The organism is Microbacterium sp. 1S1 (assembly GCF_008271365.1).
Lineage (GTDB): Bacteria > Actinomycetota > Actinomycetes > Actinomycetales > Microbacteriaceae > Microbacterium.
On the sequence record NZ_CP043430.1, the window covers coordinates 732921 to 757617 of the forward strand.

Genomic DNA, 24697 nt, shown 5'->3' on the forward strand with positions numbered 1-24697 from the left:
CCTGCGCCCGCGCTGGACGGGTGAAGTGGGCGATTCTCCTGAGTTGTGAACATGGAACGGCGGTGTCAGTAGGCCAGGGAGCGGTCGACGGCTTCCAGGATGCGGTCGGCGTCCGGCAGGTAGGCGCCTTCGAGCTTGGCGGGCGGGAACGGGGCGTCGTAGCCGGAGACGCGCAGCACCGGGGCCTCCAGAGCGTAGAACGCGCGCTCCATCACGGTCGCTGCGATCTCGCTGCCGAGGCTCGTGAAGCCCTGCGCTTCCTGTGCGTAGACCATGCGCCCGGTCTTGCGCACCGACCTCAGGATCGGCTCGTAGTCGACCGGCGACAGCGACCGCACGTCGACGACCTCGCAGCTCATCCCCTCGGCCTCGGCGAGCGCCGCGGCCTGCAGCAGCGTCGTGACCATCGCGCCGTGCCCGACGAGTGTCACGTCGGTCCCGGTCCGCACCACTCGCGAGGAGTGCAGCGGCACGGCGGGGGCGTCGAGCTCGACCTCTCCCTTCGGCCAGTACCGGCTCTTCGGCTCCAGGAAGATCACCGGGTCGTCCGAGGCGATGGCCTCCTGGATCATCCAGTACGCGTCGTTCGCGGTCGAGGGCGACACTACGCGCAGGCCGGGGGTGTGCGTGAAGTACGCCTCCGGGCTCTCCTGGTGGTGCTCGACCGCGCCGATGTGGCCGCCGTACGGGATGCGGATCACGACGGGCAGCCGGAGCGAGCCCTCGTGCCGGTTGGTGAGCTTCGCGAGCTGGGTGGTGATCTGGTCGAACGCCGGGAAGACGAACCCGTCGAACTGGATCTCGACGACGGGACGGAACCCCGCCATTGCGAGACCGATCGCGGTGCCGACGAGACCCGACTCGGCCAGCGGGGTGTCCAGCACCCGCCGCTCGCCGAAGTCGCGTTGCAGGTGCTCGGTAATGCGGAAGACACCGCCGAGCTTGCCGATGTCCTCGCCCATGAGCAGGACCTTCGGGTCGTCCTCCATCGCCTTGCGCAGGCCGGCGTTCAGCGCCTTGCCGAGCGGCATGGTCTCCAGGGTCACTGGCCTTCTCCTTCGAACGACGCCTCGTAGCGGGCCCGCCAGGCTTTCTGCTCCTCGATCAGCGGATGCGGCTCGCTGTACACGTGGTCGAACATGAGCTCAGGGCGAGGCGGACCGAGCTGCACGGTACGCGCGCGCAGATCCTCCGCGGCATCCGCGGCCTCGGCGTCCACCTCGGCGAAGAAGCCGCCGTCGGCACCACGGTTCTCGAGGAACGCACGCATGCGGACGATCGGGTCGCGCCCGGCCCACGCGAGCTCCTCGTCGTTGCCGCGGTACTTCGTGGGGTCGTCGCTCGTCGTGTGTGCACCGAGCCGGTAGGTCACGGCCTCGATGGCGCGAGGACCGCCGCCGCCGCGCGCCTCATCGAGGGACACCCGGGACACGGCGTAGCTGGCGAGGACGTCGTTGCCGTCCACACGGACGCTGGGGATACCGTAGCCGGCACTGCGCTGCACGAGCGGCACCCGCGACTGCGTGGTGACCGGGACCGAGATCGCCCAGTGGTTGTTCTGCAGGAAGAACAGCGTCGGTGCCTGGTAGCTCGCCGCGAAGACCATCGCCTCGTGCACGTCACCCTGGCTGGAGGCACCGTCGCCGTAATAGACGACCACGGCCTCGTCCCGGTCGGCGTCCCCCGTTCCGGTGCGGCCGTCGAACGTGAGACCCATCGCGTATCCGGCAGCGTGCAGGGCCTGGGAGCCGAGCACGAGCGTGTACAGCCGGGTGTTGCCGTTCTTCGGGTCGGTCGGGTCCCAGCCGCCGTGGGAGACGCCCCGCATGAGCTTGATGATGTCGAGGGGATCGACACCGCGGATCCGCGTGACGGCGTGCTCGCGGTAGGAGGGGAAGATCGTGTCCTGCGCGCGAGCGGCACGGCCGGAGCCGACCTGGGCCGCCTCCTGTCCACGGCTCGGCGGCCACAGGGCCAGCTGCCCCTGCCGCTGCAGGTTGGTGGCCTGGGTGTCGATCGCGCGGATGCCCACCATGTCGCGGTAGAACTGCGCGAGCTCGGCGTCGGGGATCGACTCGATGAGCGGTAGGTACTGCTCGGCAGCGGGGCTCGGGGTGACCTTTCCGGTCTCGTCCAGAACGCGCACGAGGGGGATCTCAGAGGTGCTCACGGCCCCACGGTACCCACGTCGGCATGCCGGGGCGCGTATACCTAGGACGCCCTCGTATCTCGCCGGAACCCCGAGATTCCGCGGCTGAGCGGGTCTCGCGCCGCTCAGCGGAGGGCCGAGGCGACCTCCAGCACGCGGGCGATGGCCTCCTCCTCGCCGACCGAGATCCGGATGCCGTCGCCCGGGAACGGACGGACGATCAGGTCCGCGTCGACGAGGGCCGCCGCGACCTCATCCGTGCGCGCCCCGGTCGGCAGCCACACGAAGTTGCCCTGCGCGTCCGGCACGTCCCAGCCCTGGGCACGAAGCCCTTCGACGAGACGCCCGCGCCGCTCGATGATCACCGCGACCCGTTCCAGGAGCTCGGACTCCGCGTCGAGACTGGCGATGGCGGCGTTCTCCGCTGCGGACGTGACCGACAACGGGATACCCGTCGTCCGAGCCGCGTCGAGCACCTTCTCCTGGCCGATCGCGTAGCCGACCCGAAGGCCCGCGAGACCGTACGCCTTGGAGAACGTGCGGAGGACCACGACGTTCGGGTGCGCCTCGAAGACGCGCTCGGCGAGCCCGTCGACGGCGTCGGGGGCGGTGACGAACTCCGCGTAGGCCTCGTCGAGGATGATGAGCACATCGGACGGCACGCGATCCACGAACGCCGCGAACTCGGCGGAGGTGACGATGGGACCGGTCGGGTTGTTCGGGGTGCAGACGATGACGGCGCGCGTACGGTCGGTCACGGCGTCGGCCATCGCGTCGAGGTCGTGTCGGGAGTCGGGGGTCAGCGGCACCGGCACCCCGGTCGCCCCCGCCACGAGCGGCAGGCTCGGGTACGCCTCGAACGACCGCCAGGCGTAGACCACCTCGTCGCCGACGGACGCGGTGGCGAGCACGAGCTGGTGCAGGATCGCGACACTGCCCGAGGCGACGTGGACCTGCTCGGGCTCGACCCCGTAGCGGGACCCGAGTCGGGCACGGAGGCGGGCGGCCGTGGCATCCGGATACCGGTTGATCGGCGTCGTCTGCTGCAGCGCCTCGAGGACCGACGGCAGCGGATCGAACGGGTTCTCGTTGCTGGAGAGCTTGAAGGCCTCGGGACCCGCCTGCTTGCCCTGGCGGTACGGCGCGAGGGAGGCGATGGCGGGACGGATGCGGGGCAGGGTCGGCTCGGTCACGCGTCGAGTCTAGGACGTGACTCGTGCGCTCTCCGGTGCTGGAGCATCCACCGCTGCTGACACCGGAGGCCCCGCATGGGAGACTGAACGCATCATGCGCTTCATCATCCGGGTCGTCGTCAATGCGTTCGCCATCTGGGTCGTCACGCTCATCCCCGTGCTCCAGGTCACGGTGCGCGCCTTCCCTCCGGGCGAGACGCTGCAAGTGGTGCTGACGCTCCTCGCCGTCGGAGCCATCTTCGCGCTGGTGAACACCATCATCGGGACCGTCGTGAAGATCGTGGCCTTCCCGCTGTACATCATCACGTTCGGCCTCATCGGCTTCGTCATCAACGGCTTCCTGCTCTGGCTGACCGCGTGGATCACCAGCGGCTTCGGCTGGGGTCTCTCCGTCGGCTCCTTCTGGTGGGGCGTGCTCGCGGCGTTGATCATCTCGATCATCAACGGCATCTTCGGCTTCGTCCTGCGGCCGCAGAGCAAGCGCTCCCGCCGCGACTGACACCTTCCTCACCGACTGAGGGAGCACCGCGGTCACGGGACCGGCACCACGCGCTCGGCGCGGTACTCGGTGCGCTCCACGGCGACGGCGCGGTCGAGCTCTCGCCAATAGGCGTCCAGCGCCACGGCCCGAGGATCGGAGGACGCATCCACCGTCGCCGCAGTCTCGATGTAGTTCTCCAACGCGTGGGTTCTCAGGTCGAGATCCTGAGGTCCGTCATCCGGGTCGCCCACCCGGCTCGCCGTGAAGCTGTCCGGAGACCCCGCCCCCTCCGCTGAGCCGCCCGCGGCGAGCGCGGAGACCACGTCGTCGGTGTGTCGGAGCTGCACCAGGGTCTGATCGGCGCGGAGGGTCGGCTCGACGGGACTTCCGGCCGTCATCTGGGTCGTCACCGCGAATTCGCTCTCCATCGCGAGGTGCGCCGCGATCATCCCGCCCTGCGAATGGGCGACGACATCCACGCGATCGCCCGGTCTCGCGCCGGACGCACGCACCGCGTCGAGAGTCGCCTGATACGACGCGGACCTTCCCCCGGCGTAGAGCTCGACGTTGGACTTCATGTCCCAGGGCTCGGAGCCCCCGGCCTCCCGCAGCGACATCGACCGACTCCCGCTCAGGTACGCGACGTATCGCGCCGCCCCGCCGGGCATGGTGTACTTCTCGACCGCGACCTGGGCTCCGGTTGCGGCGGGCATCCTCCGGAACGCGGCCGCCAGCCCGCTCGGCGCTCCGTCCGGACGGGCCGTCGCGGCGACCGCGACACCCACCCGGTCCGCCGGCCCCCCGAGCGTCATCCCGGGCTCCACCCGGCCGAGCCCCGAGGTCATCCCGACGACGGCACCGCTCGCGAACAGCGGCGCGAGGAGGCCGCCGGGGTCGAACTGATCGACCAGACCGCGGAAGCGGCGGCCCTTCGCCTGCCGCTCCAGGGCATCGGCGAGCGGAGCCAGGCGCTCGTCGGCGGCGAGGAGACGCCCCAGTCGCGCCTCCACGGCGGCTGCGGCAGCCGCATCCGTGTGCGAAAGCGCCTCCGCCTCCGCTCGCAGCTCGACCACCTCGTACGTCTCGGCCGTCAGGAGCACGTCGGCGGCACTCCTCTCGACGCTGTCCGTCAGCGCGGCCAGCGCGGTCGCGACCGATCGCAGAGACCATGCCGCGGGATACAGATCGGTCCAGCAGGCCGAGGAGAGCAGGGCTGCGGCGCGTCCAACCGCCTCTTCCGCCTCCGTGAGCACCGGAAGAACGCCCCGCACCCGCGCCGCGAGGTCGCGCAGCTGTGCGGTGTCCACCGCGACCGCCCCGCCGTGGTCGACGCTGAGGCCGCTCACGCGTCCTCCGCGTGCTCGCGACACTCCTGCAGCATTGCCCGGGCGAGCGTGGTGTCATCCTCCAGCCGTCGAAGGGCGAGCCGCAGCGCGTCCGCCCCCTCGGACTGCCAGCCGGATTGCTCCCGAACGGCCGCCAGCACCGAGGCCGCGTCGTCCAGCCCTGCGAGGGCGGCATCCAGCTCGGCCAGGACCCCGGCGCGGAGAACGGGATCGACGCGGGACGAGAGGGGCGCGAGCGCGAAGGTCGACATGGGCTCCAGCCTCTCGCGACCGCTCCGCGATGGTGCCGCCGACAGCTCGGGCGGACGCAGCCGGTGGACAGCCGATCGATCTCCCCACCGGTGCGGGAAGCCCGAACGCCCCGCTCTCATCCGATGTCCGCTGGGCAGGATCGGCATCGACCGGCAGAATGGATCCGTGACAGCCCGAGATCCCTTCCGCGTGATCTTCGTCTGCACGGGCAACATCTGCCGCTCCCCCATGGCCGAGGTCGTCTTCCGGGACCTCGCCGACCGCCAGGGGCTCGGGTCCCGGATCGTGTCGCGGAGCGCCGGCACCGGTGATTGGCATCTCGGGGAACGCGCCGACCACCGCACCATCGACTCGCTCGCCCGCCGCGGCTACGACGGTTCGCAGCACCGCGCGCGGCAGTTCACCGCCGCGACCTTCGCCGAGAACGACCTCGTCGTGGCCCTCGACCGCACGCACGAACGGATCCTCCGCGAGTGGGCGAGGGACGAGGACGAAGACGGCAAGGTGACCCTCCTGCTCGCGTTCGACCCGGACGCCTCGACGCAGGACGTCCCCGACCCCTACTACGCGGGCCCGGAGATGTTCGATTCCGTGCTCGGTATGATCGAGACGGCGACTCGCGGCTTGTTCCGCCAGCTCGAACCGGCCCTGCGCCTGCCCCGCCCGCCCCGAACCTTCGGGGCCTCATCAGGAGGACTCCCCTGACTTTCCAGCCTTCACTCCCGCCGCAGCCCCTGAGCCCCCTCGACGGCCGCTACCGCACCGCCGTGACCGGGCTCGCCGACTTCCTCTCCGAGGCCGGGCTCAACCGCGCCCGGGTCGAGGTGGAGGTCGAGTGGCTCATCGCCCTCACGGACCGCTCGCTGTTCGAGACGTCCCCGCTGGGCGAGGCCGACAAGGACCGTCTGCGCGCGCTCTACCGCGACTTCGGGCAGGCGGAGATCGACTGGCTCGCGGAGAAGGAAGCCGTCACGCAGCACGACGTGAAGGCCGTCGAGTATCTCGTGCGGGACAGGCTGTCGGCGCTCGGCCTCGACCACATCGCCGAGCTCACCCACTTCGCCTGCACGAGCGAGGACATCAACTCCGCGTCCTACGCCCTGACCGTCAAGCGCGCGGTCGAGGAGGTCTGGCTCCCGGCCCTCGACACCGTGATCGCGAAGCTACGCGAACTCGCGGTCGAGCACGCCGACGCCGCGATGCTCTCCCGCACCCACGGCCAGCCCGCGACGCCTTCGACCATGGGCAAGGAACTCGCCGTCTTCGCCTGGCGCCTGGAGCGGGTCCGCGCGCAGATCGCCGGTTCCGACTACCTCGCGAAGTTCTCCGGCGCGACGGGCACCTGGTCCGCCCATCTCGCGGCCGACCCCGACGCCGACTGGCCGACCATCGCCCGCGAGTACATCGAGGGTCTCGGACTCGGGTTCAACCCGCTGACCACGCAGATCGAGTCGCACGACTGGCAGGTGGAGCTCTACGACCGCGTGCGCCATGCCGGTGGCATCCTGCACAACCTCGCCACCGACGTCTGGACCTACATCTCGCTCGGCTACTTCGCGCAGATCCCGGTCGCCGGCGCCACCGGCTCGTCGACCATGCCGCACAAGATCAACCCGATCCGGTTCGAGAACGCCGAAGCCAACCTCGAGATCTCCGGTGCCCTGCTCGCCTCCCTCGGCCAGACGCTGGTGACGAGCCGGCTGCAGCGCGACCTCACCGACTCCACCACGCAGCGCAACATCGGCGTCGCGTTCGGGCACTCGCTGCTCGCCCTCGACAACCTGCGCCGCGGCCTGAACGCGATCTCGCTGTCGCGCGACGTCCTGCTCGCCGACCTCGACGTGAACTGGGAGGTGCTGGCAGAGGCGATCCAGACGGTGATCCGCGCCGAGGTCGTCGCCGGCCGGTCGAGCATCCAGGACCCGTATGCGCTGTTGAAGGACCTCACCCGCGGACACCGGGTGGGTGCCGCCGACCTGGCGTCGTTCGTCGAGGGCCTGGAGATCGGGGACGCGGCCAAGCAGCGACTCCTCGCCCTCACCCCCGCGACCTACACCGGGCTGGCGGAGCGCCTGGCCCGCTGAGCCGCACCGACGGTGCCCCCGCGCTGCGCGTTCGCAGCTCAGGAGGTTCCGTGAGTGCGGAACAGCAACCGCGGTGATCGCGTACGGCCGCGGCCGAGGCGCCCACCGTTCTCCTGAGTTGTGAACGCCCTCCCGGCGGCAACGCTAGGAGCGCGACTCTCCCGAGTGTTCCTCGACCCTGTCCTTCGGCATGAACGCGGCCGCGGTCAGGGTGAGCACGGCGGTCACGGCGACCGCGACGAACACCCAGACCGACGCGTGGATGATCGTGCCGGGGTCGTCGGGCCCGGCGCCCTGCGCGATGACCGTGTTGGAGATGGCGCCGAACACGGCGACACCCACGGCGCTTCCCGCGGAGCGCGCGAACGCGTTCATCCCGGTCACCGCTCCGCGCTCACCCCAGCCGACCGAGGCCTGCGCCGCGATCAGGGTCGGCGCTGCGCTCCACCCGAGCCCGAAGCCGAGCAGGAACGCGACGCCGGCGACCACGAACGGATTCGGCCACGGGGCGACCGCCGCGAGAGCGATCGCGGCGAGCGTCGTGATGCTCATGCCGATCAGCGTCGTGCGGCGGAAGCCGATGCGCAGGTACAGGCGCCCGGCGTTCGCCGCCGCCAAAGGCCAGCCGAGCGTGAGTGCAGCGACCGCGAGACCGGAGAGCAGCGGAGCGATGCCGATGGAGCCCTCGAGGTAGGCCGGGGCGAAGCTCGTCACGCCGAGCATGAGCGCCCCGATGCCGAGCGACACGATGGTCGTCGTGAGGATGAGCCGACGCGTCACGAGGCGCAGATCGACGATCGGCTCCGCGACGCGGCGCTCGACGAACCCGAAGGCGACCAACGCGACGATCCCGATCCCGAAGCAGAGGGCGCTCGGCAGGGACAGCCATGCCCACGCGTTGCCGCCCTCGAGCATCCCGAGGATGAGCGCGGTGAGCCCGATGGTGAGCAGCACGGCTCCGCCGTAGTCGATGCTGTGCCGCTGCGTCTGCTTCTCCTCCCGATAGGTCCGCAGCAGCATCCACCCGGCGACGAGGCACAGCGGGATGTTGATCCAGAAGATCCACCGCCATGCGTCGAGCTGGGCGAAGATGCCGCCGAGCGCCGGCCCGACGACGGACGAGATCGCCCAGACGCTGGCGACGTACCCCTGTACCTTCGCGCGTTCTGCGACCGTGTAGATGTCCCCGACGATCGTCATCGACATCGGCGCGACCGCACCGGCGCCGAGCCCCTGGATGACACGGAAGGCGATGAGCGCGGGCATGCTCCAGGCGAACCCACACAGGATGGACCCGAGCAGGAAGAGCGCGATGCCCAGGAGGATGATCGGCTTCCGGCCCACGGTGTCCGCGAACCGCGAGTAGATCGGGACGCTCACCGCCTGCGCGAGCAGGTAGACCGAGAAGAGCCAGGGAAACTGCTGGTAGCTGCCGAGATCCCGGACGATGCTGGGCACCGCCGTCGCCAGGATGGTGGCGTCGATCGCGATGAGGCCGGTGGCGAGCATGAGCGCGCCGAGGATGGGTCCCCGTTCCGATCGGAGTCCGATGGAGGCGCGATCGACGGAGGCAGTCACCTCAGGGACAAGCGGATCGGTCCCGCCGATATTCCGCTCCTCGCCCGAGTCAGGACGACGCGGGGCTCCCCGGCTCCTCGGGCCGGCCGTCGCCGTCGTCCTCGGCGTCGTAGAGCACGGGACGGTCGACGGTCTTCGTGACGTCTGCCGGATCGACCGCGAGCATCAGCATCGCGAGGATCAGGAGCGTCGCGATGAACGCGCCGCCACCGACGACGAGGCTCAGAGCCACCGGGGTGAGGCCTTCATAGGTGCCGTTCGCGATGGCCGTGTTCACGCGCAGGGTGAAGGCGCCGGTGGAGACGAGGGTGACCACCATGGCGAACACGCCGCACCCCAGGGCGATCCCGAGGAGGTGGAGGGGTCGCAGGATGTCCCGTCGGGTGGGCTTGTCGTCGCTCATCGCTCTCCTCCGTGCTCCACAGGAGCCGCGTCGTTCTCGGGGGCGGCAGCGACGTCATCGGCGTCCGCGCGCTTCGGGGTGAGGCCGGCGATGCCCAGGAACACGGCGACGATGGCCGCGTACCCTCCGAACATCCCGACGCCGAGGATGATGCCCGACAGTTCGAACGTGCCCGCCTTGTCGATCGTGTACTCCTGCACGAATCCCGACGGGATCAGCAGCAGGACGATGGCCAGCAGCACTCCCAGTGCCCCGACGGTGATGGCGTCTGTCGCGAGGGTGCCCCCGGCACGGCGGGCACGGATGCCGGCGAGCAGCTCGATGCCGCCGCTGAGCAGCCCCCACGCGACGAGGACGATGAAGAACATGTCGTCCGTGCGCCAGGCGGGAACACCGCTGGCCATCCCGGCGATCACGCTCACGACGGCCAGGAGGATCGCCGGCCAGCGCGACCCGGCGGGGAGCACGAGCCACGCGGCGAGCACGTGGACGAGCGCGGTGACCAGTGCGAAGCCGCTGAACACGGCCAGCCCGATCGGCGCGGAGTGGTCCGACGAGAAGGTGATCATCAGGGCGGCGACGGCGGCGAACAGCGCGCGCAGCAGTTGCACGTGGCGCAGAGTGAACGCGCGAGCAGGGGCAGACATGACGGCCAGATCCTCCGGGGTTTCCCGACCAGTCTACGCGGGGGCGCGAACCGGGAGCGCCCGTGGATGCCCGTGAAGCCCGGCTGATCTCCCCAGATCGATTGCCGGGCTTCACGACATACGCAGCAAGGGGGGCATCACTGCGTCGGGCCGCTGTCGCGGGTTCGGGCACCCTTCCCGCGATATCGCAGCCTCGTGACCCACTTGCCCACCCGTCCCCTGCGGTGCGCGCGTGCGGTCTTATGCTCACTGTAGAGGTGTGTTCTTCACATACCGGGCGGGGGCTGTGATGGGTTTTGGGGACGGCGAGAAGAGAGCGGCGACACCGGACGCGTTCGCGTCGGCACTACGCGATGCGATCAATGCCAAACCGGTCACGCTGTCGTGGTTGCAGCGCCAACTCCGAGACCGGGGCAACCGGGTCTCGATGGCGACGCTGAGCTACTGGCGGTCCGGGGCTCGGCGACCCGAGGGCGCCCAGTCGCTCGCCGCCCTCGCCGACATCGAAGACCTGCTGTGCCTGGACCCCGGGACGTTGAGCCGACTGCTCCGCCCGAACCGCACCGGACCGCTGGGCCCCCAGGGGTTCCCGCTGGAGCAGGTCGACATGGAGCGCGCTGTGCGCGAGGTGTATGCCGCCCTCGGCGCCACGTACCCCGAACCGTCGCGAGAGCTCACCGTCCACTCCGTCACGGATGTGGATGCCGACGGCGAGGTGTCCTCCTGCCTCACCCGCAGCATCGTGCAGGCGACGAGCGGGGTCATCACCGCCATCCCCGTGCTCGACCTCACCCCCGGGGTCCCCGGCCCGCCACCGCTCCTGACCGCCGTGGCCGGCGGGCGGATCACGGCCCGGTACTCCCACCCGAACGGCGAGGCGCACGGCGCCCTCTTCGAGCTGGACGTGCCACTCGAAGCACCGGACACCGCCGTGGTCGAGTGGTCGGTGCAGTACGGGCCTGGCCACGCGTCCGATCGGGAGACCGGTCACGCCGTCTCCCGACAGGCACGCGAGCTGCTGGTGTGGACCCGCTTCCACCCTGACGCGGTGCCGGACTGGTGCGAGGAGCTGGTCGAAACCGCCGCGGGCACCACGATCACGCGGCTTCCCTCGCCGCGCGGCACGTCGGTGCACCAGGTCCGCCGGGCATTCGGGCCGGGAGCACTCGGGCTGCGCTGGGGTTACGGCCCTCGTGACGGCGGTCAGCCCGGCTGATCGCCCGTCGCGACCGGCCGCCCCGGGGTGTTCGACCACTGGCTCCAGGAGCCGGGGTAGACCTTCGCGGGGATCCCGACCTCGTGCAGGACCAGTGCGGTGTGCGCCGCCGTGATGCCGGATCCGCAGTAGGCCGCGACCGGCGTGTCCTCGGCGATCCCGGCTTCGGCGAGCGTCGCGAGCACGCTGTCCCGGTCGCGGAGTCGGCCGTGCTCATCGAGGTGTCGCAGTGTCGGAAGGTTGCGGGCTCCGGGGATGTGTCCGGCGACCGGGTCGAGGGGCTCGCTCTCGCCGCGGTAGCGCTCCGGGGCGCGCACGTCGAGCAGGACGCCGCGCGCCGGGAACGTCGCCGCCTCGTCGATCGAGAGCGCCTCCTGCCCCGGGGTGGAGAGCTCGACATCCCCCATCTCCGGCACGACGTCGTCGGTCGTCAGGTCGTATCCGGCCGCTGTCCACGCGCGCAGGCCCCCGTCGAGCACCCGGACGTCGACCCCCGCCTGACGAAGCAGCCACCAGGCGCGAGCCGCCGCGAGCCCCCGCGTGTCGTCGTACGCGACCACCGCGTCTCCCTGGCGGACGCCCCAGCGCCGCGCCGCCGCCTCCAGCGTCTCCCTGGACGGGAGCGGATGACGTCCCTCCGTCGGAGCCCCCGGCGTGGAGAGTTCCTGATCCAGCGAAGCGAACACCGCGCCGGGGATGTGGCCCGAGAGGTAGTCGCTGTGACCGGCTTCGGGTCGATCGAGACGCCAACGCACGTCGATGATCCGGATCGCAGCCCCTTCGTCGATGAGGTCGTGGAGGTCGGTCGCGCTGAGGAAGTGACTCATGGTGCGAGGCTACCGAGCCTTCGGCGACCGGTGTCGGCACCCGTCACGGACGGACACGTCTCCGGGGTGCCGAGAACGCACGGGAATAGAGACGCAGCTCCGGCGTTTCCTCCTCACATGATTGAAACTTCAACGGTCGCCGCCGAGCGCACCCGTGTGCGCGTGCCCCTGCGCTTCGCGGACGGGTTCGCGACGACGGCCGACGTGGTGACGTTCGACGGTCTCGTGGACGGACGCGAGCACCTCCTGCTCGGCCTCGGCGACTGGCAGGGCGCGTTGGCCCGCGGGGCGGACGGCGGCGACGCTCCCCTCGTCCGTCCTCACAGCGAGTGCCTCACGGGCGACGTCTTCGGCTCGGAGCGCTGCGACTGCGGGCCGCAGCTGCGGGAGGCCGTCGAGCGCATCGCCGACGAGGGCGGCTTCCTCCTCTACCTGCGCCAGGAGGGTCGCGGCATCGGCCTCTACGCCAAGCTCGACGCCTACGCGCTGCAGGACGCGGGCCTCGACACGTACGAGGCGAACGTCGCACTCGGCCACGGCGAGGACGAACGGGACTACACGGTCGCCGCGCAGATGCTGCGGGCCATGGGCGTGGACAGCATCCGTCTGCTCAGCAACAACCCGGACAAGGCCGCCCAGCTCGACGCCCTCGGCGTCCGCGTCGCGGAGCGCGTCCGCACCGAGGTGCACCTGTCCGAGGCGAACACGCGCTACCTCCAGGCGAAGCGCGACCACACGGCTCACACGATCGACCTGACCGCGGCGTGACATCGAGGGAGGACGACATGAGCGGGACGCGGCACCCGCGGCGGCTCGACGACGACGAGCTGGCGACCTGGCTGCCGATCATCCGGTTCGTGCAGCTCCTGCCCCAGGTCCTCGATCGGGCGTTGAAGGACGAGGTGGGCTTGAACCACGCGCGGTACGCGATCCTCGTGACCCTCGCCGGGCAGGGCGAGGAAGCGGTCACGATGACCGAGCTCGCGCGCATCGCCGGACTGAGCAGGTCGCGCCTGAGCCACGCGCTGGATTCCTTGGAGGAGCGCGGCTGGGTGGAGCGGACGTCGTGCAGCACCGACAAGCGGACCCTCTCCGCGGCACTGACCCCTGCGGGCTGGGAGATGCTCCGTGCCGCGGCGCCGGTCCACGTGGCCCAGATCCGTGACCTCATCCTCGACCCGCTGTCCGCGGAGGATCGACAGCGGCTGCAGGACATCCTGGGGGCGCTGCTCCCCGGCGTCACGGCCGCACTCTGACGCACGTTCTGCTCTGAGCAGAACGTCTCGATCCCTCCGCAGGGGTCGGCTTATCGTGAGGCATGGCCGACATCGTCCCGTTCCCCCGCGCCCCGCGTCCCGTCCGCCCGCCGTCGAACGGCCCTGAACCGCTGTGGCGCGAGCTGCTCGGCGACCAGCTGCGGCGGCTGCGCCATGACCGCGGCGAGACCCTCACCGAGACCGCGGAGAAGGCCGGCGTCTCGCCGCAGTACCTCTCCGAGGTCGAGCGCGGTCGGAAGGAACCGTCGAGCGAGATGATCGCCGCGATCGCGGGCGCGTTGGACTCGAGCCTCATCGAGCTCACGAGCGCCGTGGCCGACGGGCTGCGTCAGGCCGCTCCCGCGACGGCCGCGGTGTCCGCCGCCCGCGGCACCTTCGCCCTCGCCGCCTGACCCGTCCCCGTCCCCGTCCCCGTCCCCCGTCCCACGTCCCGTCCCGTCCCCGCGCCGTCCCGTTTCACCTGCACGACCGGAGCACGGGTGCACGACGGATACCGGGAATCCATCGTGCACCCGTCACCTCATCGTGCGTCCGGGGCGCGGGGACCGAGCACGGTGTCGATGAGGCCGTAGTCGAGGGCACCGGCGGCCGTGAAGACCCGGTCCCGGTCGGTGTCGAGGCGGAGCTCCGCGAGGGAGCGGCCGCTGTGCCGGGCCAGGATCGTCTCCATGTCGGAGCGCACCCGCACGACCTCGTCGGCCGCGAGGATGAGGTCGGGGATGGCGCCGCGCGATTGACCGGCCGGCTGGTGCAGCACGATGCGCGCGTGGGCGAGGGCCGCTCGCTCCCCCGGTGCCCCCGCCGCGACGAGCAGCGCCGCCGGACCGATGGCCTGGCCCACGCACGTCGTCGCGATCCGCGGCCGGATGTGCTGCATGGTGTCGTAGATCGCCAGCGCGGCACCCGGGTCCCCGCCCTCGCTGTTGATGTAGAACTGGACACCGGTCTCGGGGCTGTCCGCGTCGAGGTGCAGGAGCTGCGCGATGAGTGCGTTGGCGACTCCCGCGTCGATGCCGGTGCCGAGGTAGATGACGCGTTCCGCGAGCAGATGTGAATAGACGTCCATGACACGCTCGCCCCGCGGGTGCTGCGCGATGACGTTCGGGATCGTGTAGCTGCTCATGCGTCCACCCCCAGTCCGACCCGCGCCCGCCGGCGAGGCAGAATCTCCGCGGACGACTGCACGATCTCGTCGACGAATCCGTACGCCTGCGCCTGCGCGGCGGTGTACCAGCGGTCGTGCAGGGAGTCCTCGAAGATCCGCGCGATCGGCTGCCCCGTGTCGTCGGCGATGAGCCCGAGGACGGTGTCGCGCATGTGGCGGAGGTCGTCGGCCTGCGCCTCGATCTCCACCGCGGACCCGCCGATGCCCGCAGACCCCTGATGCATGAGGATGCGGGCGTGCGGCAGCGCCCGGCGCTTGCCCTTCGTCCCCGCGGAGAGCAGGAACTGCCCCGCGCTGCAGGCGAGGCCGAGGGCGAGGGTGGAGACGTCGTTCGGGATGATCCGCATGAGGTCGCGGATGGCGAGCATCGACGGCACGGAGCCGCCGGGAGAGTGGATCCAGAGGGCGATGTCGGCCGCCGGGTCTTCCGCCGAGAGGGTGAGGAGCTGCGTCATGAGCAGCGTGCCGTTGTCGTCGTCGAGGGCGCCGTCCAGGACGAGCACCCTGTCGTGGAAGAGGGCGCGCCTGGCCTCGGGCCCGAACTGCGGGAGGTTGTTGTCTTCGCTCATGACCCCAGCATCCGGCTCGGGCTGCGGCCGCGGGGGCGAATCCGCCCGGAGCAGATCCGCTGTGGGCGGCGTCGCGTGCATCCGCCCGAAAACGCGGCGTAACACCGCCGACGCACGCCCCGCCTAGCCTCGGGGCATGGCGAAGCAGAAAGCACCCGCATGGCAGTCCGAGGACGGCCTGAACTTCCGCACCCGAAAATGGGTGCGCCCGGAGGATCTCAACGCGAACGGCACGCTGTTCGGGGGGAGCCTGTTGAAGTGGATCGACGAGGAAGCGGCGATCTACGCGATCGTGCAGCTCGGGAACTACCGCGTGGTCACCCGGCACATCTCCGCCATCACCTTCGAGGCGTCCGCCGTGCAGGGAGACCTCATCGAGATCGGTCTGCAGGCGACGCGCTTCGGCATCACCTCGCTCACGATGAGGGCCGTCGCGCGCAACATGATCACCCGTAAGCGAATCCTGACCATCGACGAGATCGTGTTCGTCAGCATCGGCGAAGACGGCCTGCCGACCCCGCACGGCTACGACGAGATCACCTACGACCGCGACCGGATGCCGACCGAGCGCATCGCCACCGGCACCATCTCCCTGCCCAAGCCCTGACTCTTCCTCGCCGACCCACCCCTTGAGGTCGACCCACCCCCATAAGTGCGTCACTTAAGGGGGTGGGTCGCGCGGAAGGGGGTAGGTCGACGGTCAGGCGACGGCGAGGACCGCGCGACGGTGGGTGACGCGGTGGCCGATCCAGAAGCCGACCGCGATCAGGCCGACCAGACCGATCCCGAGGATCCACGGGAGCAGAGAGGGCGCGGCGCCCGCCGTGGCCGTCGCGAGGGTGCCGGAGCCGTCCGCGATGCGTCCGTTACCCGCGGCGAGATCGGCAGCACCGGCGTCGAGCTTCGCGCTCCCGCCCGCCAGGGTGCCGGAACCCTCGGCGACCGCGTCCGCACCGGTGCGGAGTTCGGTCATCCCGGACCGGAGGTCGCCGGCTCCCGACTGCAGCGCGCCGACGCCCGTGGCCAGAGACCCGGCACCCTCGTCGAGCCGTGCCGCGCCGGCGCTGAGTTCTGCGGTGCCGGAGTACAGCGACGAGGCTCCGGTGGAGAGGGTCTGCAGCCCGGACGAGAGATCCGCCGCGCCCGCCGCGAGCCGGGACGTGCCGTCCTGCAGCGTCTGCGCTCCGGCGACCAGGGCGGGAGCGCCCTTCGGCGAGACCAGCGCCACGGTCCCCGGCCAGCCCTTCGAGGCGTCGCCGTTGATGAGCGCGCCGACGCCGGCCGTGAGGCGAGCGGAGCCGTCGGCGGCGCCGATGAGTCCCTGTGCGAGACCCGGAGCAGCCGCGGCGGGGGCGGCCAGCGCGCCGACCTGCTTCTCGACGCCCGCGGCAAGCACCGCGAGCTGCTGGAGCTGCACGTCGTCGGGGTTCGCGGCGAGGAGACCCTGCAGACCGGCGGCGAGCGTCCGCGCGTTGCCGGGGGCGCTCGTCGCGACGCCCGTCAGCAGGGCCTTCGTGTCCGGATGGGCGAGTTTCTGCACGTCGGCACTCACTCCGGCGCGCAGCGTGGTGCTGAGGGTCGTCGCACCCTCGAGCACACCGTTGGCGTACCGGTGGGCGCCGTCGACACCGGCGGCGAGAGTGGTCGCGCCGTCGACGAGCTGTCGGGCCCCGGCATCCGCCGCCGCCATCTTCGCGGCGAGCTCCTGCGATCCGGCGAGCGCCGTCTGCGCTCCGCCGCTCACCCGTCCGGCGCCGTCGAGAGCGGTGGCGACTCCCGCGGCGAGGGTGCCCGCGCCCTCGGCGAGGGTGGTGGCGCCCGCGGCGGCGGCGGTCGCCCCGTCGCTGAGCTTCGCTGATCCCTGCTGCGCCGTCGCGGTGCCTGCCGCGAGATCCTGCGTGCCCGCGGCCAGCTCGTCGGCTCCCGCGGCGAGGTCGGCGGCTCCCTCGGCGAGGTCCGAGGATCCTCCATGCGCGGCGGTCGTGCCCTCCGCGAGCTCCGAGGCGCCCGCGGACACCTTGCTCATCGTGGCGAAGAACAGCAGCACCATTGCCGCCAGCAGAAGACTGAGGACGATCACGGCGATGCGCATGCCGAGGCCGTGCGCGTGGGTCTTTTCACTCGTCATTGAGGACTCCCGAGGTCAGTGGCGTCGTTGCCACCCGCGACTGTAGGGCCGCCCTCTCCTCGTCCCGCCGGTTTTGCCGCCAGGTACCAAGTACCACCATCGCCGGTACTCAGTTTCTTGTCGGCCTCGCACAATCGCCGACCCGCCCCCTTATGTGCGAGCCACCCCCATATGTGACGCACTTTCCGGGGTGGGTCGCGCGGAAAGGGGTGGGTCGGCGAGAGTGGCGAAGGCGTTCGCGAGGTCGGCGAGCAGATCGTCGACGTTCTCGAGGCCGATGGACAAGCGCAGGACGTCGGCCCCGGGACGCGCCTCCGCGGGGACCGGGCGGTGCGTCAGCGCGGCGGGGTGCTGGATGAGGGAGTCCACGCCTCCGAGCGACACGGCGTGCGTGAAGAGGCGGGTCGCCCCGGCCACCGCCGCGGCCGCGGCATAGCCACCGCGCACCCGCAGGGCGATCATCGCCCCCGGTCCGCGGAGCTGGCGTTCGAGGATGCCCCGCGGATCGCCGTCGAGCCCGGGATAGAAGACCTCGGCGACCTCGGGCCGGTCGACCAGCCACTGCACGATGCGACGAGCGCTCTCTTGCTGATGCCGCACGCGGATCGGCAGAGTCGTGAGACCGCGGTGGAGCAGGTAGGCACCGAGCGGGTGCAGGAGCCCCCCGGTCACCGCACGCACTCGACGCAGCGCCTCCGCGGTCCTCTCGTCACAGGCGACGACGCCGGCGATGACATCACCGTGGCCGCCGAGGTATTTGGTGGCGCTGTGCAGCGACATCGCGGCGCCGTGGTCGATCGGGTTCTGCAGCACGGGCGTCGCGAACGTGTTGTCGACGACCACCGGCACCGCGCCCGCCTGACGCACCACGTCCGCGATGTCCGCGACCTCGAGTGTCGGATTCGCCGGGGTCTCCACCACGATCACCCCGGTGTCCGCGCGCACGGCGGCCGCGACCCCGTCGGGGCGGCAGTACGTCGTCTCCACGCCGAGCAGCCCGGAGCCGAGCAGGTGGTCGGTCCCTCCGTACAGCGGGCGCACCGCGACCACGTGCCGCGCGCCCGTGGCGCCGGTGTGCGCGAGGAGCACGGCGGTCATGGCCGCCATCCCGGAGCCGAAGGCGACGGCGGCCTCGGCGTGCTCGAGCTCGGCCAGGGCGTCCTCGAACCGCGCCACGGTCGGGTTCCAGAGCCGGGCGTAGACCATGCTGCCGTCCTGGGGCGGGCGGCCGCCGGTAGCCATCGCCTCGTACGAGTCACCGCCGCGCTCGACGTCGGGCAGCGGGTTGGTCGTGGAGAGGTCGATCGGCAGGGCGTGGACACCGAGCCCCTCGAGGTCGGCGCGGCCGCTGTGGACGGCCACGGTGTCGGGATGCAGCGGTGCGATCATCCTTCCACGGTGGCGGAATCACGACGTTCTCGCTGATCTTCGACAGAACAACTCATCGATTCGACGATCCTCGCTATTCTGTGCAAGATCCAGCGCCACGAAGGAGGACACGTTGGCGAAAGCCCAACTCGACGAGATCGACCTCGAACTACTGGCTGCGCTGAGTCGCGATGCGACCGTCACGAACAAGGCGCTCGCGCATCGCCTCGGCCTGGCGGAGTCCACCTGCGCGCACCGTATCCGCGCCTTGCGGGACCGGGGCGTGATCCGCGACACGCGCGTCCGCCTCGACGGCTCCGCCCTCGGCTACCCGCTGCAGGCCATCATCAAGGTCCGCCTCGCCCACCACACCGGGCCGAAGGTCACGGCGCTCTTCGACGCCCTCGTCGCGATCCCGCGGGTGCTCCAGGTGTTCCACGTCGCTGGCGTGGACGACTTCCTCGTGCACGTGGCCGTGCAGGACGCGACGGCCCTGCGCGACATCGTGCTCGAGCACATCACCGTGCATCCCGTGGTCCGCGGCACGGAGACCCAGCTCGTGTTCGAGCTGCGCGACGGGACCGGTTTCCTCCCCCGCTGAACGAGGGGGCAGGATGGAGGGACGCCGCTGCAAAGGAGCACCATGAGCCGTCGCGCCACCCCCGCCACCGAAGCGATCCGCCGGATGCGGAACCTCCTCTTCTCGCACGCCACGGATTACGACGCCGCCCGCCGGGACTTCGTCTGGCCGGAGCTGGACGCGTTCAACTTCGCGCTCGAGTGGTTCGACGTCATCGCAAGCGAGAAGCCCGACCGCCCGGCCGTGCAGATCGTCGAGGCCGACCTCAGCCTCCGCTCCTGGACGTACGGGGAGCTGTCCGCCCGCTCCGACCAGGTCGCCGCCTGGTTGCGCGGTCTCGGCATCGGCCGCGGCGACCACGTGATCGTCATGCTCAACAACACGATCGAGCTGTGGGAGGTGATGCTCGCGATCACGAAGCTGGGCGCGGTGTCGATCCCGACCTCGACGCTGTTGTCGGCCTCCGATCTCGCGTACCGCATCGAGCACGGCCGCGCCGGCGCCGTGGTCACCCTCGGCGCCCTCGCCGATCGCCTCACGGGCATCGACGCGGGCGTCCTGCGCATCGGGGTCGGTACGGACCTCCCCGCGGACTGGAAGCGGTTCGCCGACGCGGACGAGTCGACGGAGGAGTTCACCCCCGACGGCCCGACCCCGGCCGGCGACACCGCTCTGCTGTACTTCACGTCCGGCACGACGAACCGGCCGAAGCTCGTGCAGCACACCCACGTCTCCTACCCCGTCGGCCATCTGTCGACCATGTGGTGGCTCGGGGTGCGGCCGGACGACGTGCACCTCAACATCTCCTCCCCCGGGTGGGCCAAGCACGCCTGGTCGAGCTTCTACTCGCCCTTCCTGGCCGAGGCGACGGTGTTCGTCTACAACTACGACCGCTTCGACGCGAACACGCTCATGGAGGTCATGGACACCCACCACGTCTCGACGTTCTGCGCCCCGCCGACGGTCTGGCGCATGCTCATCCAGGCCGACCTCTCCCGGCTCACGCACCCGCCGCGCGAGCTCGTCGGCGCCGGCGAGCCGCTGAACCCCGAGGTCATCGACCGCGTGCGCGACGCCTGGGGAGGCACCATCCGGGACGGCTTCGGCCAGACGGAGATGACGGCCTGCATCGGCAACTCCCCCGGCCAGACGGTCAAGGTCGGGTCGATGGGCCGCCCGCTGCCCGGGTACCCGGTCGTGCTGCTCGATCCGGCGACCGGCGAGGTCGTGGAGGACGAGGGCGAGATCGCGCTCGACCTCACACAGCCGCCCCTCGGCCTCATGGCGGGGTACTACGACGATCCGGAGAAGACGGCGGAGTCCCGTGCCGGCGGCTTCCATCGCACCGGCGACATCGCCGTGCGCGACGCCGACGGCTACCTGACCTACGTCGGCCGCTCCGACGACGTGTTCAAGGCCTCCGACTACAAGATCTCCCCGTTCGAGCTCGAGTCCGTGCTGTTGGAGCACGAGCTCGTCGTCGAGGCGGCGGTGATCCCGAGCCCCGACCCCACGCGACTGGCGGTGCCGAAGGCCTACGTCTGCCTGACGCCCGACGCGCAGGCTGACGAGACCGCCGCTGCCCGAGCCGTGTTCGGCTATGCGCACGAGCGGCTGTCGTCCCACCTCTGGGTGCGGATCATCGAGTTCGTGCCGGAACTGCCGAAGACGATCTCCGGGAAGATCCGCCGCGTCGAGCTCCGGGCACGCGAGAGCGACCGTGTGGCCGCGGGCGACGAGTCGCGGCAGCACCGCGACCGCGACTACCGCTGAGCGCTACGAGACGACGGCGACCGGCGCCGTGGGCGTCGCGGTCGAAACGGTCTTGAGCGTGGCCGTCGTCGTGGCCGGCGTCGCAGGCTTCACCCGCGCGACCTTGCGTCGCGCCTCGAAACCGCCGGCCGTGAGCATCGCGCGCACGATCCCGCCGATCACGAGCATGCCCACGAGCGACGCTCCGGCCAGGATCAGCGGGAGCCACTGGTTCCCGAAGCTCGCGGTGAAGCTCATCAGCGCGCACACGATCCACAGGCCGACCGCGCCTCCCGCGAGCCCCCCGGCCCCGCGGATGATCGCGATCGCGGCCACGATCGCGCAGACCGCGGCCAATGCCGCCCCCACGTACCCGATCGGTACCAGGATCGAGGCCAGGTCTCTGGCCACTCCCACTGTTGTCATGACGACCCCCCGTCCGGCGGAACCCCTCCGCACCTTCGACACTAGAAGTGTCTCCCCGGGAGGCCATCCGTCTCAAGTCCGATCCGGGTCATCCTTCCGGGGGATATCCGCGGCTCAGCGCCGGCTCGGCCACCGGAGCCGGCGGGGGCGCACGACCGGAACGGGTCGGGTGACGACCGCGTCGACGACCATCGAGCCGTCGGTGGGACCGACGATCGCGATCGCGGAGGTCTCGGTCGCCTCGGCCGGTGCGACCGGCTGCGAGGCGAGCTCGCGATGCGCCTTCAGGTACGCCGGCACGAGCAGCACGATCGCTCCCACCCAGGCGAGCGGGTTGCTGAGGGCCACGCCGTCGAACCCGATCATCGCGCCGAGGACCACGGCGGCGACGACGCGCATCACGAGCTCGATCACACCGGTCACCGTCGGCACCAGCGTGTGCCCGAGCCCCTGCAGCGCGCCGCGGAGCACGAAGAGCATGCCCAGCGCCCAGTAGCCGCAGCCGTTGATGATGAGCATCCGGTGAGCCATGGCGACGACGTCGTCCGAGCCGTCGCCGACGAACAGCCGGACCATCGGCGCACCGAACGCGATGAGCAGACCGCCCAGGACGATCGCCGCGCCGACCGCCATCCAGGTGGCCTCGATCACGCCACGCCGGATGCGGTCGGGGCGACGACCACCGTGGTTCTGGGCCGCGTACATCGACACGGCCAGGCCGAGCGAGGAGAGCAGTGCCACGGCGAGGCTGTCGACCCGGGACGCGGTCGTGTAGGCCGCCACCGCGTCCGCGCCGAGCGTGTTCAGGGCGACCTGCACCGTGAGGGTGCCGATCGCGATGATAGAGGCCTGGAAGCCCATGGGGAGACCGAGGCGCAGGTGGTCGGCGATGTCGGTCCGGGAGATGCGCCAGTCCGACCGCCGCAGATGGAGCATGGGCAGCCGACGGCGCACGAACTCCAGGCAGAGGACGACCGAGACGGCCTGCGCGACGACGGTGGCGAGGGCGGCTCCCGCGACCCCCCACTCCAGCGGGCCGACCATGAGCACGACGAGGCCGACGTTGAGCGCGCACGACACCGTGAGGAAGACGAGCGGCGTCTTCGAGTCGCCGATCGCGCGGATGATGGCGGAGAGGTAGTTGAAGAACATCGTCGCGCCCGCGCCGAGGAAGCTGATCTGCGTGAACACGGTCGCCTCGGCCATGAGCTCGGGCGGCGTCTGCAGCAGCGCGAGGATCGGCCCCGCGATGAGCGGGGCGACGACGGTGAGGACCACGCTCGTGATGCCGCTGAGGAGAACGCCGGTGGCGACGGAGCGTCGGACGGCGGCGTCGTCGCGGGCGCCGAAGGCCTGGGCGATGGGGATAGCGAAGCCGCTCGTGAGACCCCAGGCGAAGCCGAGGAGCAGGAAGAGCAGGCTTCCGGTGGCGCCGACGGCGGCCAGCGACTGGACGCCGAGGTGACGTCCGACGACGATCGCGTCGGCGAACTGGTAGAGCTGCTGCACGACGTTGCCGAGCAGGAGCGGGATCGAGAAGGCGAGGATGACGCGCCACGGGCGGCCCGTGGTGAGGGTGGTGGCCATGAAGGTAGGGCTCGCAGGGAAAGGAGGGACGGATCGGGGGTGCATCCAGTTTATCGAATCGTTTCGTTCGGAGGGAACACACCGCTGTCGGTATGCCGGAGGACGAGTCTCGATTTCGGACGAGCGCACCCCGGTGGTTACTCTGCATCAGTCGCCGACGCGCGGGTGTGGGCGACGGTGTCGACGAGGACCGGAGGAGATGAGCGTGACGAAGGAAGACACGGGGGCCATCCGCCAGGGGCAGACCGGAGCCGGAGGCGAGGAGCACCTGCGGCGTGCGCTCAGCAACCGGCACATCCAGCTCCTCGCGATCGGAGGGGCGATCGGCACCGGCCTCTTCATGGGCAGCGGCAAGACGATCTCCGTCGCCGGACCGTCCGTGATCTTCGTCTACATGATCATCGGGTTCATGCTGTTCTTCGTCATGCGGGCGATGGGCGAGCTGCTGCTGTCGAACCTGAAGTACAAGTCGTTCAGCGATTTCGCGAGTGACCTCCTCGGCCCCTGGGCCGGCTTCTTCACCGGCTGGACCTACTGGTTCTGCTGGGTGGTCACGGGCGTGGCCGACGTGATCGCGATCGCCGGGTACACCGATGCGCTCATCCCCGGCATCCCCCTGTGGATCCCCGGTCTTCTCGTGGTCGTGATCCTGCTGGCGCTCAACCTGCCCACCGTCGCCGCGTTCGGCGAGATGGAGTTCTGGTTCGCCCTGATCAAGATCGTCGCGATCGTCGCCCTCATCGTCACCGGCCTCGTGATGATCGTCACCGGGTTCTCGCACGACGCCGGAACCGCGAGCTTCGCCAACCTGTGGGAGCACGGCGGCATGTTCCCGCATGGCTTCCTCGGCTTCGTCGCGGGCTTCCAGATCGCGGTGTTCGCGTTCGTGGGAATCGAACTCGTCGGCACGGCCGCCGCGGAGACCAAGGATCCGAAGCGCAACCTTCCGAAGGCCATCAACGCCATCCCCATCCGCGTCCTCCTCTTCTACGTGGGCGCGCTCATCGTGCTCATGTCCGTCACGCCGTGGACCGAGTACGTCGCCGGGGAGAGCCCCTTCATCGCGATGTTCGCCCTGGCCGGGCTCGGCATCGCGGCCACCGTCGTCAACCTCGTGGTACTGACCTCCGCGATGTCCAGCGCGAACTCGGGCATCTACTCCACGTCGCGCATGGTGTTCGGACTGGCGCAGGACGGCGACGCCCCTCGGGTCTTCGCCCGCCTCTCGCGGCGCCGCGTGCCACAGAACGCCCTGTTCCTCTCGTGCATCCTGTTGCTCTCCGGTGTGGTCCTGCTGTACGCCGGCAAGGACATCGGCACCGCGTTCGAGATGGTCACGACGGTCTCGGCCGTGTGCTTCATGTTCGTGTGGACGATCTTCCTGTGCAGCTACCTCGTGTACCGGCGCCGGCGCCCCGAGAAGGCGGCCACCTCGGCGTTCAAGATGCCGGGCGGCGTCTTCATGGTGTTCGTGGTGCTGGCGTTCTTCCTGTTCATCCTGTGGGCGCTGACCACCCAGCCGGACACGCTGACCGCCCTCCTCGTGACGCCGATCTGGTTCGCGATCCTCGTCGTCGCCTGGCTGTTCGTCCGGAAGTCCCCGCACCACCTGGAGCGCCACGCCGCCCACATCGCGTACCTGCGCGACGACTCGATCCCGGCCGACTGA

At 70.6% G+C, this 24697-nt stretch carries 26 protein-coding genes; 11 read left to right on the forward strand and 15 right to left on the reverse strand.

The features are described from left to right. Positions 1-65: 65 nt before the first annotated feature. The 3 genes from FY549_RS03725 to FY549_RS03735 all read right to left on the reverse strand — a co-directional run bounded on the left by FY549_RS03725 (position 66) and on the right by FY549_RS03735 (position 3342). Positions 66-1031 (reverse strand): alpha-ketoacid dehydrogenase subunit beta, encoded by a 966-nt coding sequence (locus tag FY549_RS03725; RefSeq protein ID WP_149085979.1) that lies wholly within the window; start codon positions 1029-1031, stop codon positions 66-68. 11 nt (positions 1032-1042) lie between these two features. Continuing rightward, positions 1043-2170 (reverse strand): thiamine pyrophosphate-dependent dehydrogenase E1 component subunit alpha, encoded by a 1128-nt coding sequence (locus FY549_RS03730; protein WP_149083887.1) that lies wholly within the window; start codon positions 2168-2170, stop codon positions 1043-1045. Positions 2171-2274: 104 nt separating this feature from the next. Continuing rightward, the gene (locus FY549_RS03735; RefSeq protein WP_149083888.1) at positions 2275-3342 is read right to left on the reverse strand and encodes a histidinol-phosphate transaminase; all 1068 of its coding nucleotides are present in this window, start codon (positions 3340-3342) and stop codon (positions 2275-2277) included. A gap of 94 nt (positions 3343-3436) precedes the next feature. On the opposite strand from FY549_RS03735, the gene FY549_RS03740 reads away from it, so the two are divergent. After that, on the forward strand, positions 3437-3841 hold the full coding sequence (locus tag FY549_RS03740; RefSeq protein WP_149083889.1) for a phage holin family protein: 405 nt from the start codon (positions 3437-3439) through the stop codon (positions 3839-3841). A 32-nt stretch (positions 3842-3873) separates the two neighbouring features. On the opposite strand, the gene FY549_RS03745 is transcribed toward FY549_RS03740, so the two are convergent. Both FY549_RS03745 and FY549_RS03750 read right to left on the reverse strand, forming a co-directional pair. Further along, positions 3874-5169 carry a hypothetical protein gene (locus FY549_RS03745; RefSeq protein WP_149083890.1) on the reverse strand — a complete coding sequence of 432 codons (1296 nt, stop codon included), beginning with the start codon at positions 5167-5169 and terminating at the stop codon, positions 3874-3876. After that, a complete protein-coding gene (locus FY549_RS03750; RefSeq protein ID WP_149083891.1) occupies positions 5166-5420 on the reverse strand; it encodes a hypothetical protein in 255 nt (84 codons plus the stop codon). Before FY549_RS03750 ends, FY549_RS03745 begins: the two co-directional genes overlap by 4 nt. 166 nt (positions 5421-5586) lie before the next feature. On the opposite strand from FY549_RS03750, the gene FY549_RS03755 reads away from it, so the two are divergent. Beyond that, on the forward strand, positions 5587-6126 hold the full coding sequence (locus tag FY549_RS03755; protein WP_187614919.1) for a low molecular weight protein-tyrosine-phosphatase: 540 nt from the start codon (positions 5587-5589) through the stop codon (positions 6124-6126). Then, positions 6123-7505 carry an adenylosuccinate lyase gene (purB, locus tag FY549_RS03760; RefSeq protein WP_149085981.1) on the forward strand — a complete coding sequence of 461 codons (1383 nt, stop codon included), beginning with the start codon at positions 6123-6125 and terminating at the stop codon, positions 7503-7505. Before FY549_RS03755 ends, purB begins: the two co-directional genes overlap by 4 nt. 144 nt (positions 7506-7649) lie before the next feature. Here purB and FY549_RS03765 read toward each other — a convergent pair whose 3' ends face one another. From FY549_RS03765 to FY549_RS03775, 3 genes are read right to left on the reverse strand one after another with little or no spacing between them, the layout of a single operon-like run. Further along, a complete protein-coding gene (locus tag FY549_RS03765) occupies positions 7650-9083 on the reverse strand; it encodes an MFS transporter (protein WP_149083892.1) in 1434 nt (477 codons plus the stop codon). 49 nt (positions 9084-9132) lie between these two features. Beyond that, positions 9133-9486 carry a hypothetical protein gene (locus tag FY549_RS03770; RefSeq protein ID WP_149083893.1) on the reverse strand — a complete coding sequence of 118 codons (354 nt, stop codon included), beginning with the start codon at positions 9484-9486 and terminating at the stop codon, positions 9133-9135. After that, positions 9483-10133 (reverse strand): acyl-CoA synthetase, encoded by a 651-nt coding sequence (locus tag FY549_RS03775; protein ID WP_149083894.1) that lies wholly within the window; start codon positions 10131-10133, stop codon positions 9483-9485. The genes FY549_RS03770 and FY549_RS03775 overlap by 4 nt, the downstream gene beginning before the upstream one ends. Positions 10134-10422: 289 nt before the next feature. Here FY549_RS03775 and FY549_RS03780 point away from each other — a divergent pair, with 289 nt between their 5' ends. Next, entirely contained in the window at positions 10423-11349 is a 927-nt protein-coding gene (locus FY549_RS03780; protein WP_149083895.1) for a hypothetical protein, read from the forward strand. On the opposite strand, the gene FY549_RS03785 is transcribed toward FY549_RS03780, so the two are convergent. Continuing rightward, entirely contained in the window at positions 11337-12176 is an 840-nt protein-coding gene (locus FY549_RS03785; RefSeq protein ID WP_149083896.1) for a sulfurtransferase, read from the reverse strand. The two genes, FY549_RS03780 and FY549_RS03785, sit on opposite strands and share 13 nt — an antisense overlap. Before the next feature lie 117 nt (positions 12177-12293). Here FY549_RS03785 and ribA point away from each other — a divergent pair, with 117 nt between their 5' ends. From ribA to FY549_RS03800, 3 genes are all read left to right on the forward strand, one after another. After that, the gene (gene ribA, locus FY549_RS03790) at positions 12294-12944 is read left to right on the forward strand and encodes a GTP cyclohydrolase II (RefSeq protein WP_149083897.1); all 651 of its coding nucleotides are present in this window, start codon (positions 12294-12296) and stop codon (positions 12942-12944) included. A gap of 17 nt (positions 12945-12961) precedes the next feature. Beyond that, entirely contained in the window at positions 12962-13432 is a 471-nt protein-coding gene (locus FY549_RS03795) for a MarR family winged helix-turn-helix transcriptional regulator (RefSeq protein WP_149083898.1), read from the forward strand. A 62-nt stretch (positions 13433-13494) separates the two neighbouring features. Beyond that, a complete protein-coding gene (locus FY549_RS03800; protein WP_149083899.1) occupies positions 13495-13845 on the forward strand; it encodes a helix-turn-helix domain-containing protein in 351 nt (116 codons plus the stop codon). Between the two features lie 128 nt (positions 13846-13973). Here the strand turns inward: FY549_RS03800 and FY549_RS03805 are convergent, their stop codons facing one another. Together FY549_RS03805 and FY549_RS03810 are read right to left on the reverse strand one after the other, a co-directional pair. Then, a complete protein-coding gene (locus tag FY549_RS03805) occupies positions 13974-14576 on the reverse strand; it encodes a ClpP family protease (protein ID WP_149083900.1) in 603 nt (200 codons plus the stop codon). Then, complete coding sequence (locus FY549_RS03810) at positions 14573-15187, reverse strand: ClpP family protease (RefSeq protein WP_149083901.1); 615 nt, start codon at positions 15185-15187, stop codon at positions 14573-14575. The genes FY549_RS03805 and FY549_RS03810 overlap by 4 nt, the downstream gene beginning before the upstream one ends. A 136-nt stretch (positions 15188-15323) precedes the next feature. Here FY549_RS03810 and FY549_RS03815 point away from each other — a divergent pair, with 136 nt between their 5' ends. Beyond that, positions 15324-15794 (forward strand): acyl-CoA thioesterase, encoded by a 471-nt coding sequence (locus FY549_RS03815; RefSeq protein ID WP_149083902.1) that lies wholly within the window; start codon positions 15324-15326, stop codon positions 15792-15794. A gap of 93 nt (positions 15795-15887) precedes the next feature. Here FY549_RS03815 and FY549_RS03820 read toward each other — a convergent pair whose 3' ends face one another. After that, entirely contained in the window at positions 15888-17315 is a 1428-nt protein-coding gene (locus FY549_RS03820; protein WP_149083903.1) for a hypothetical protein, read from the reverse strand. Positions 17316-17465: 150 nt separating this feature from the next. Beyond that, positions 17466-18704 carry a trans-sulfuration enzyme family protein gene (locus FY549_RS03825; RefSeq protein ID WP_149083904.1) on the reverse strand — a complete coding sequence of 413 codons (1239 nt, stop codon included), beginning with the start codon at positions 18702-18704 and terminating at the stop codon, positions 17466-17468. Positions 18705-18816: 112 nt separating this feature from the next. On the opposite strand from FY549_RS03825, the gene FY549_RS03830 reads away from it, so the two are divergent. Both FY549_RS03830 and FY549_RS03835 read left to right on the forward strand, forming a co-directional pair. Beyond that, on the forward strand, positions 18817-19284 hold the full coding sequence (locus FY549_RS03830; protein WP_149083905.1) for an Lrp/AsnC family transcriptional regulator: 468 nt from the start codon (positions 18817-18819) through the stop codon (positions 19282-19284). A gap of 42 nt (positions 19285-19326) precedes the next feature. Next, positions 19327-21036 carry an AMP-binding protein gene (locus tag FY549_RS03835; RefSeq protein WP_149083906.1) on the forward strand — a complete coding sequence of 570 codons (1710 nt, stop codon included), beginning with the start codon at positions 19327-19329 and terminating at the stop codon, positions 21034-21036. Between the two features lie 3 nt (positions 21037-21039). Here FY549_RS03835 and FY549_RS03840 read toward each other — a convergent pair whose 3' ends face one another. Beyond that, complete coding sequence (locus FY549_RS03840; RefSeq protein ID WP_149083907.1) at positions 21040-21441, reverse strand: hypothetical protein; 402 nt, start codon at positions 21439-21441, stop codon at positions 21040-21042. Positions 21442-21555: 114 nt separating this feature from the next. Beyond that, the gene (locus FY549_RS03845; RefSeq protein WP_149083908.1) at positions 21556-23028 is read right to left on the reverse strand and encodes an MATE family efflux transporter; all 1473 of its coding nucleotides are present in this window, start codon (positions 23026-23028) and stop codon (positions 21556-21558) included. 199 nt (positions 23029-23227) lie between these two features. Here FY549_RS03845 and cycA point away from each other — a divergent pair, with 199 nt between their 5' ends. Next, positions 23228-24697, forward strand: a complete 1470-nt coding sequence (gene cycA / locus FY549_RS03850) for a D-serine/D-alanine/glycine transporter (protein ID WP_200839045.1) — start codon at positions 23228-23230, stop codon at positions 24695-24697.

Excerpts from the sequence above, each read along its gene's own strand:
- FY549_RS03725 (WP_149085979.1), bottom strand. The coding sequence starts at position 1,031 with ATGCCGCTCGGCAAGGCGCTGAACGCCGGCCTGCGCAAGGCGATGGAG.
- FY549_RS03740 (WP_149083889.1), top strand. The coding sequence starts at position 3,437 with ATGCGCTTCATCATCCGGGTCGTCGTCAATGCGTTCGCCATCTGGGTC.
- FY549_RS03750 (WP_149083891.1), bottom strand. The coding sequence starts at position 5,420 with ATGTCGACCTTCGCGCTCGCGCCCCTCTCGTCCCGCGTCGATCCCGTT.
- FY549_RS03770 (WP_149083893.1), bottom strand. The coding sequence starts at position 9,486 with ATGAGCGACGACAAGCCCACCCGACGGGACATCCTGCGACCCCTCCAC.
- FY549_RS03775 (WP_149083894.1), bottom strand. The coding sequence starts at position 10,133 with ATGTCTGCCCCTGCTCGCGCGTTCACTCTGCGCCACGTGCAACTGCTG.
- FY549_RS03780 (WP_149083895.1), top strand. The coding sequence starts at position 10,423 with ATGGGTTTTGGGGACGGCGAGAAGAGAGCGGCGACACCGGACGCGTTC.
- FY549_RS03785 (WP_149083896.1), bottom strand. The coding sequence starts at position 12,176 with ATGAGTCACTTCCTCAGCGCGACCGACCTCCACGACCTCATCGACGAA.
- ribA (WP_149083897.1), top strand. The coding sequence starts at position 12,294 with ATGATTGAAACTTCAACGGTCGCCGCCGAGCGCACCCGTGTGCGCGTG.
- FY549_RS03795 (WP_149083898.1), top strand. The coding sequence starts at position 12,962 with ATGAGCGGGACGCGGCACCCGCGGCGGCTCGACGACGACGAGCTGGCG.
- FY549_RS03800 (WP_149083899.1), top strand. The coding sequence starts at position 13,495 with ATGGCCGACATCGTCCCGTTCCCCCGCGCCCCGCGTCCCGTCCGCCCG.
- FY549_RS03805 (WP_149083900.1), bottom strand. The coding sequence starts at position 14,576 with ATGAGCAGCTACACGATCCCGAACGTCATCGCGCAGCACCCGCGGGGC.
- FY549_RS03810 (WP_149083901.1), bottom strand. The coding sequence starts at position 15,187 with ATGAGCGAAGACAACAACCTCCCGCAGTTCGGGCCCGAGGCCAGGCGC.
- FY549_RS03815 (WP_149083902.1), top strand. The coding sequence starts at position 15,324 with ATGGCGAAGCAGAAAGCACCCGCATGGCAGTCCGAGGACGGCCTGAAC.
- FY549_RS03820 (WP_149083903.1), bottom strand. The coding sequence starts at position 17,315 with ATGACGAGTGAAAAGACCCACGCGCACGGCCTCGGCATGCGCATCGCC.
- FY549_RS03825 (WP_149083904.1), bottom strand. The coding sequence starts at position 18,704 with ATGATCGCACCGCTGCATCCCGACACCGTGGCCGTCCACAGCGGCCGC.
- FY549_RS03835 (WP_149083906.1), top strand. The coding sequence starts at position 19,327 with ATGAGCCGTCGCGCCACCCCCGCCACCGAAGCGATCCGCCGGATGCGG.
- FY549_RS03840 (WP_149083907.1), bottom strand. The coding sequence starts at position 21,441 with ATGACAACAGTGGGAGTGGCCAGAGACCTGGCCTCGATCCTGGTACCG.
- FY549_RS03845 (WP_149083908.1), bottom strand. The coding sequence starts at position 23,028 with ATGGCCACCACCCTCACCACGGGCCGCCCGTGGCGCGTCATCCTCGCC.
- cycA (WP_200839045.1), top strand. The coding sequence starts at position 23,228 with ATGAGCGTGACGAAGGAAGACACGGGGGCCATCCGCCAGGGGCAGACC.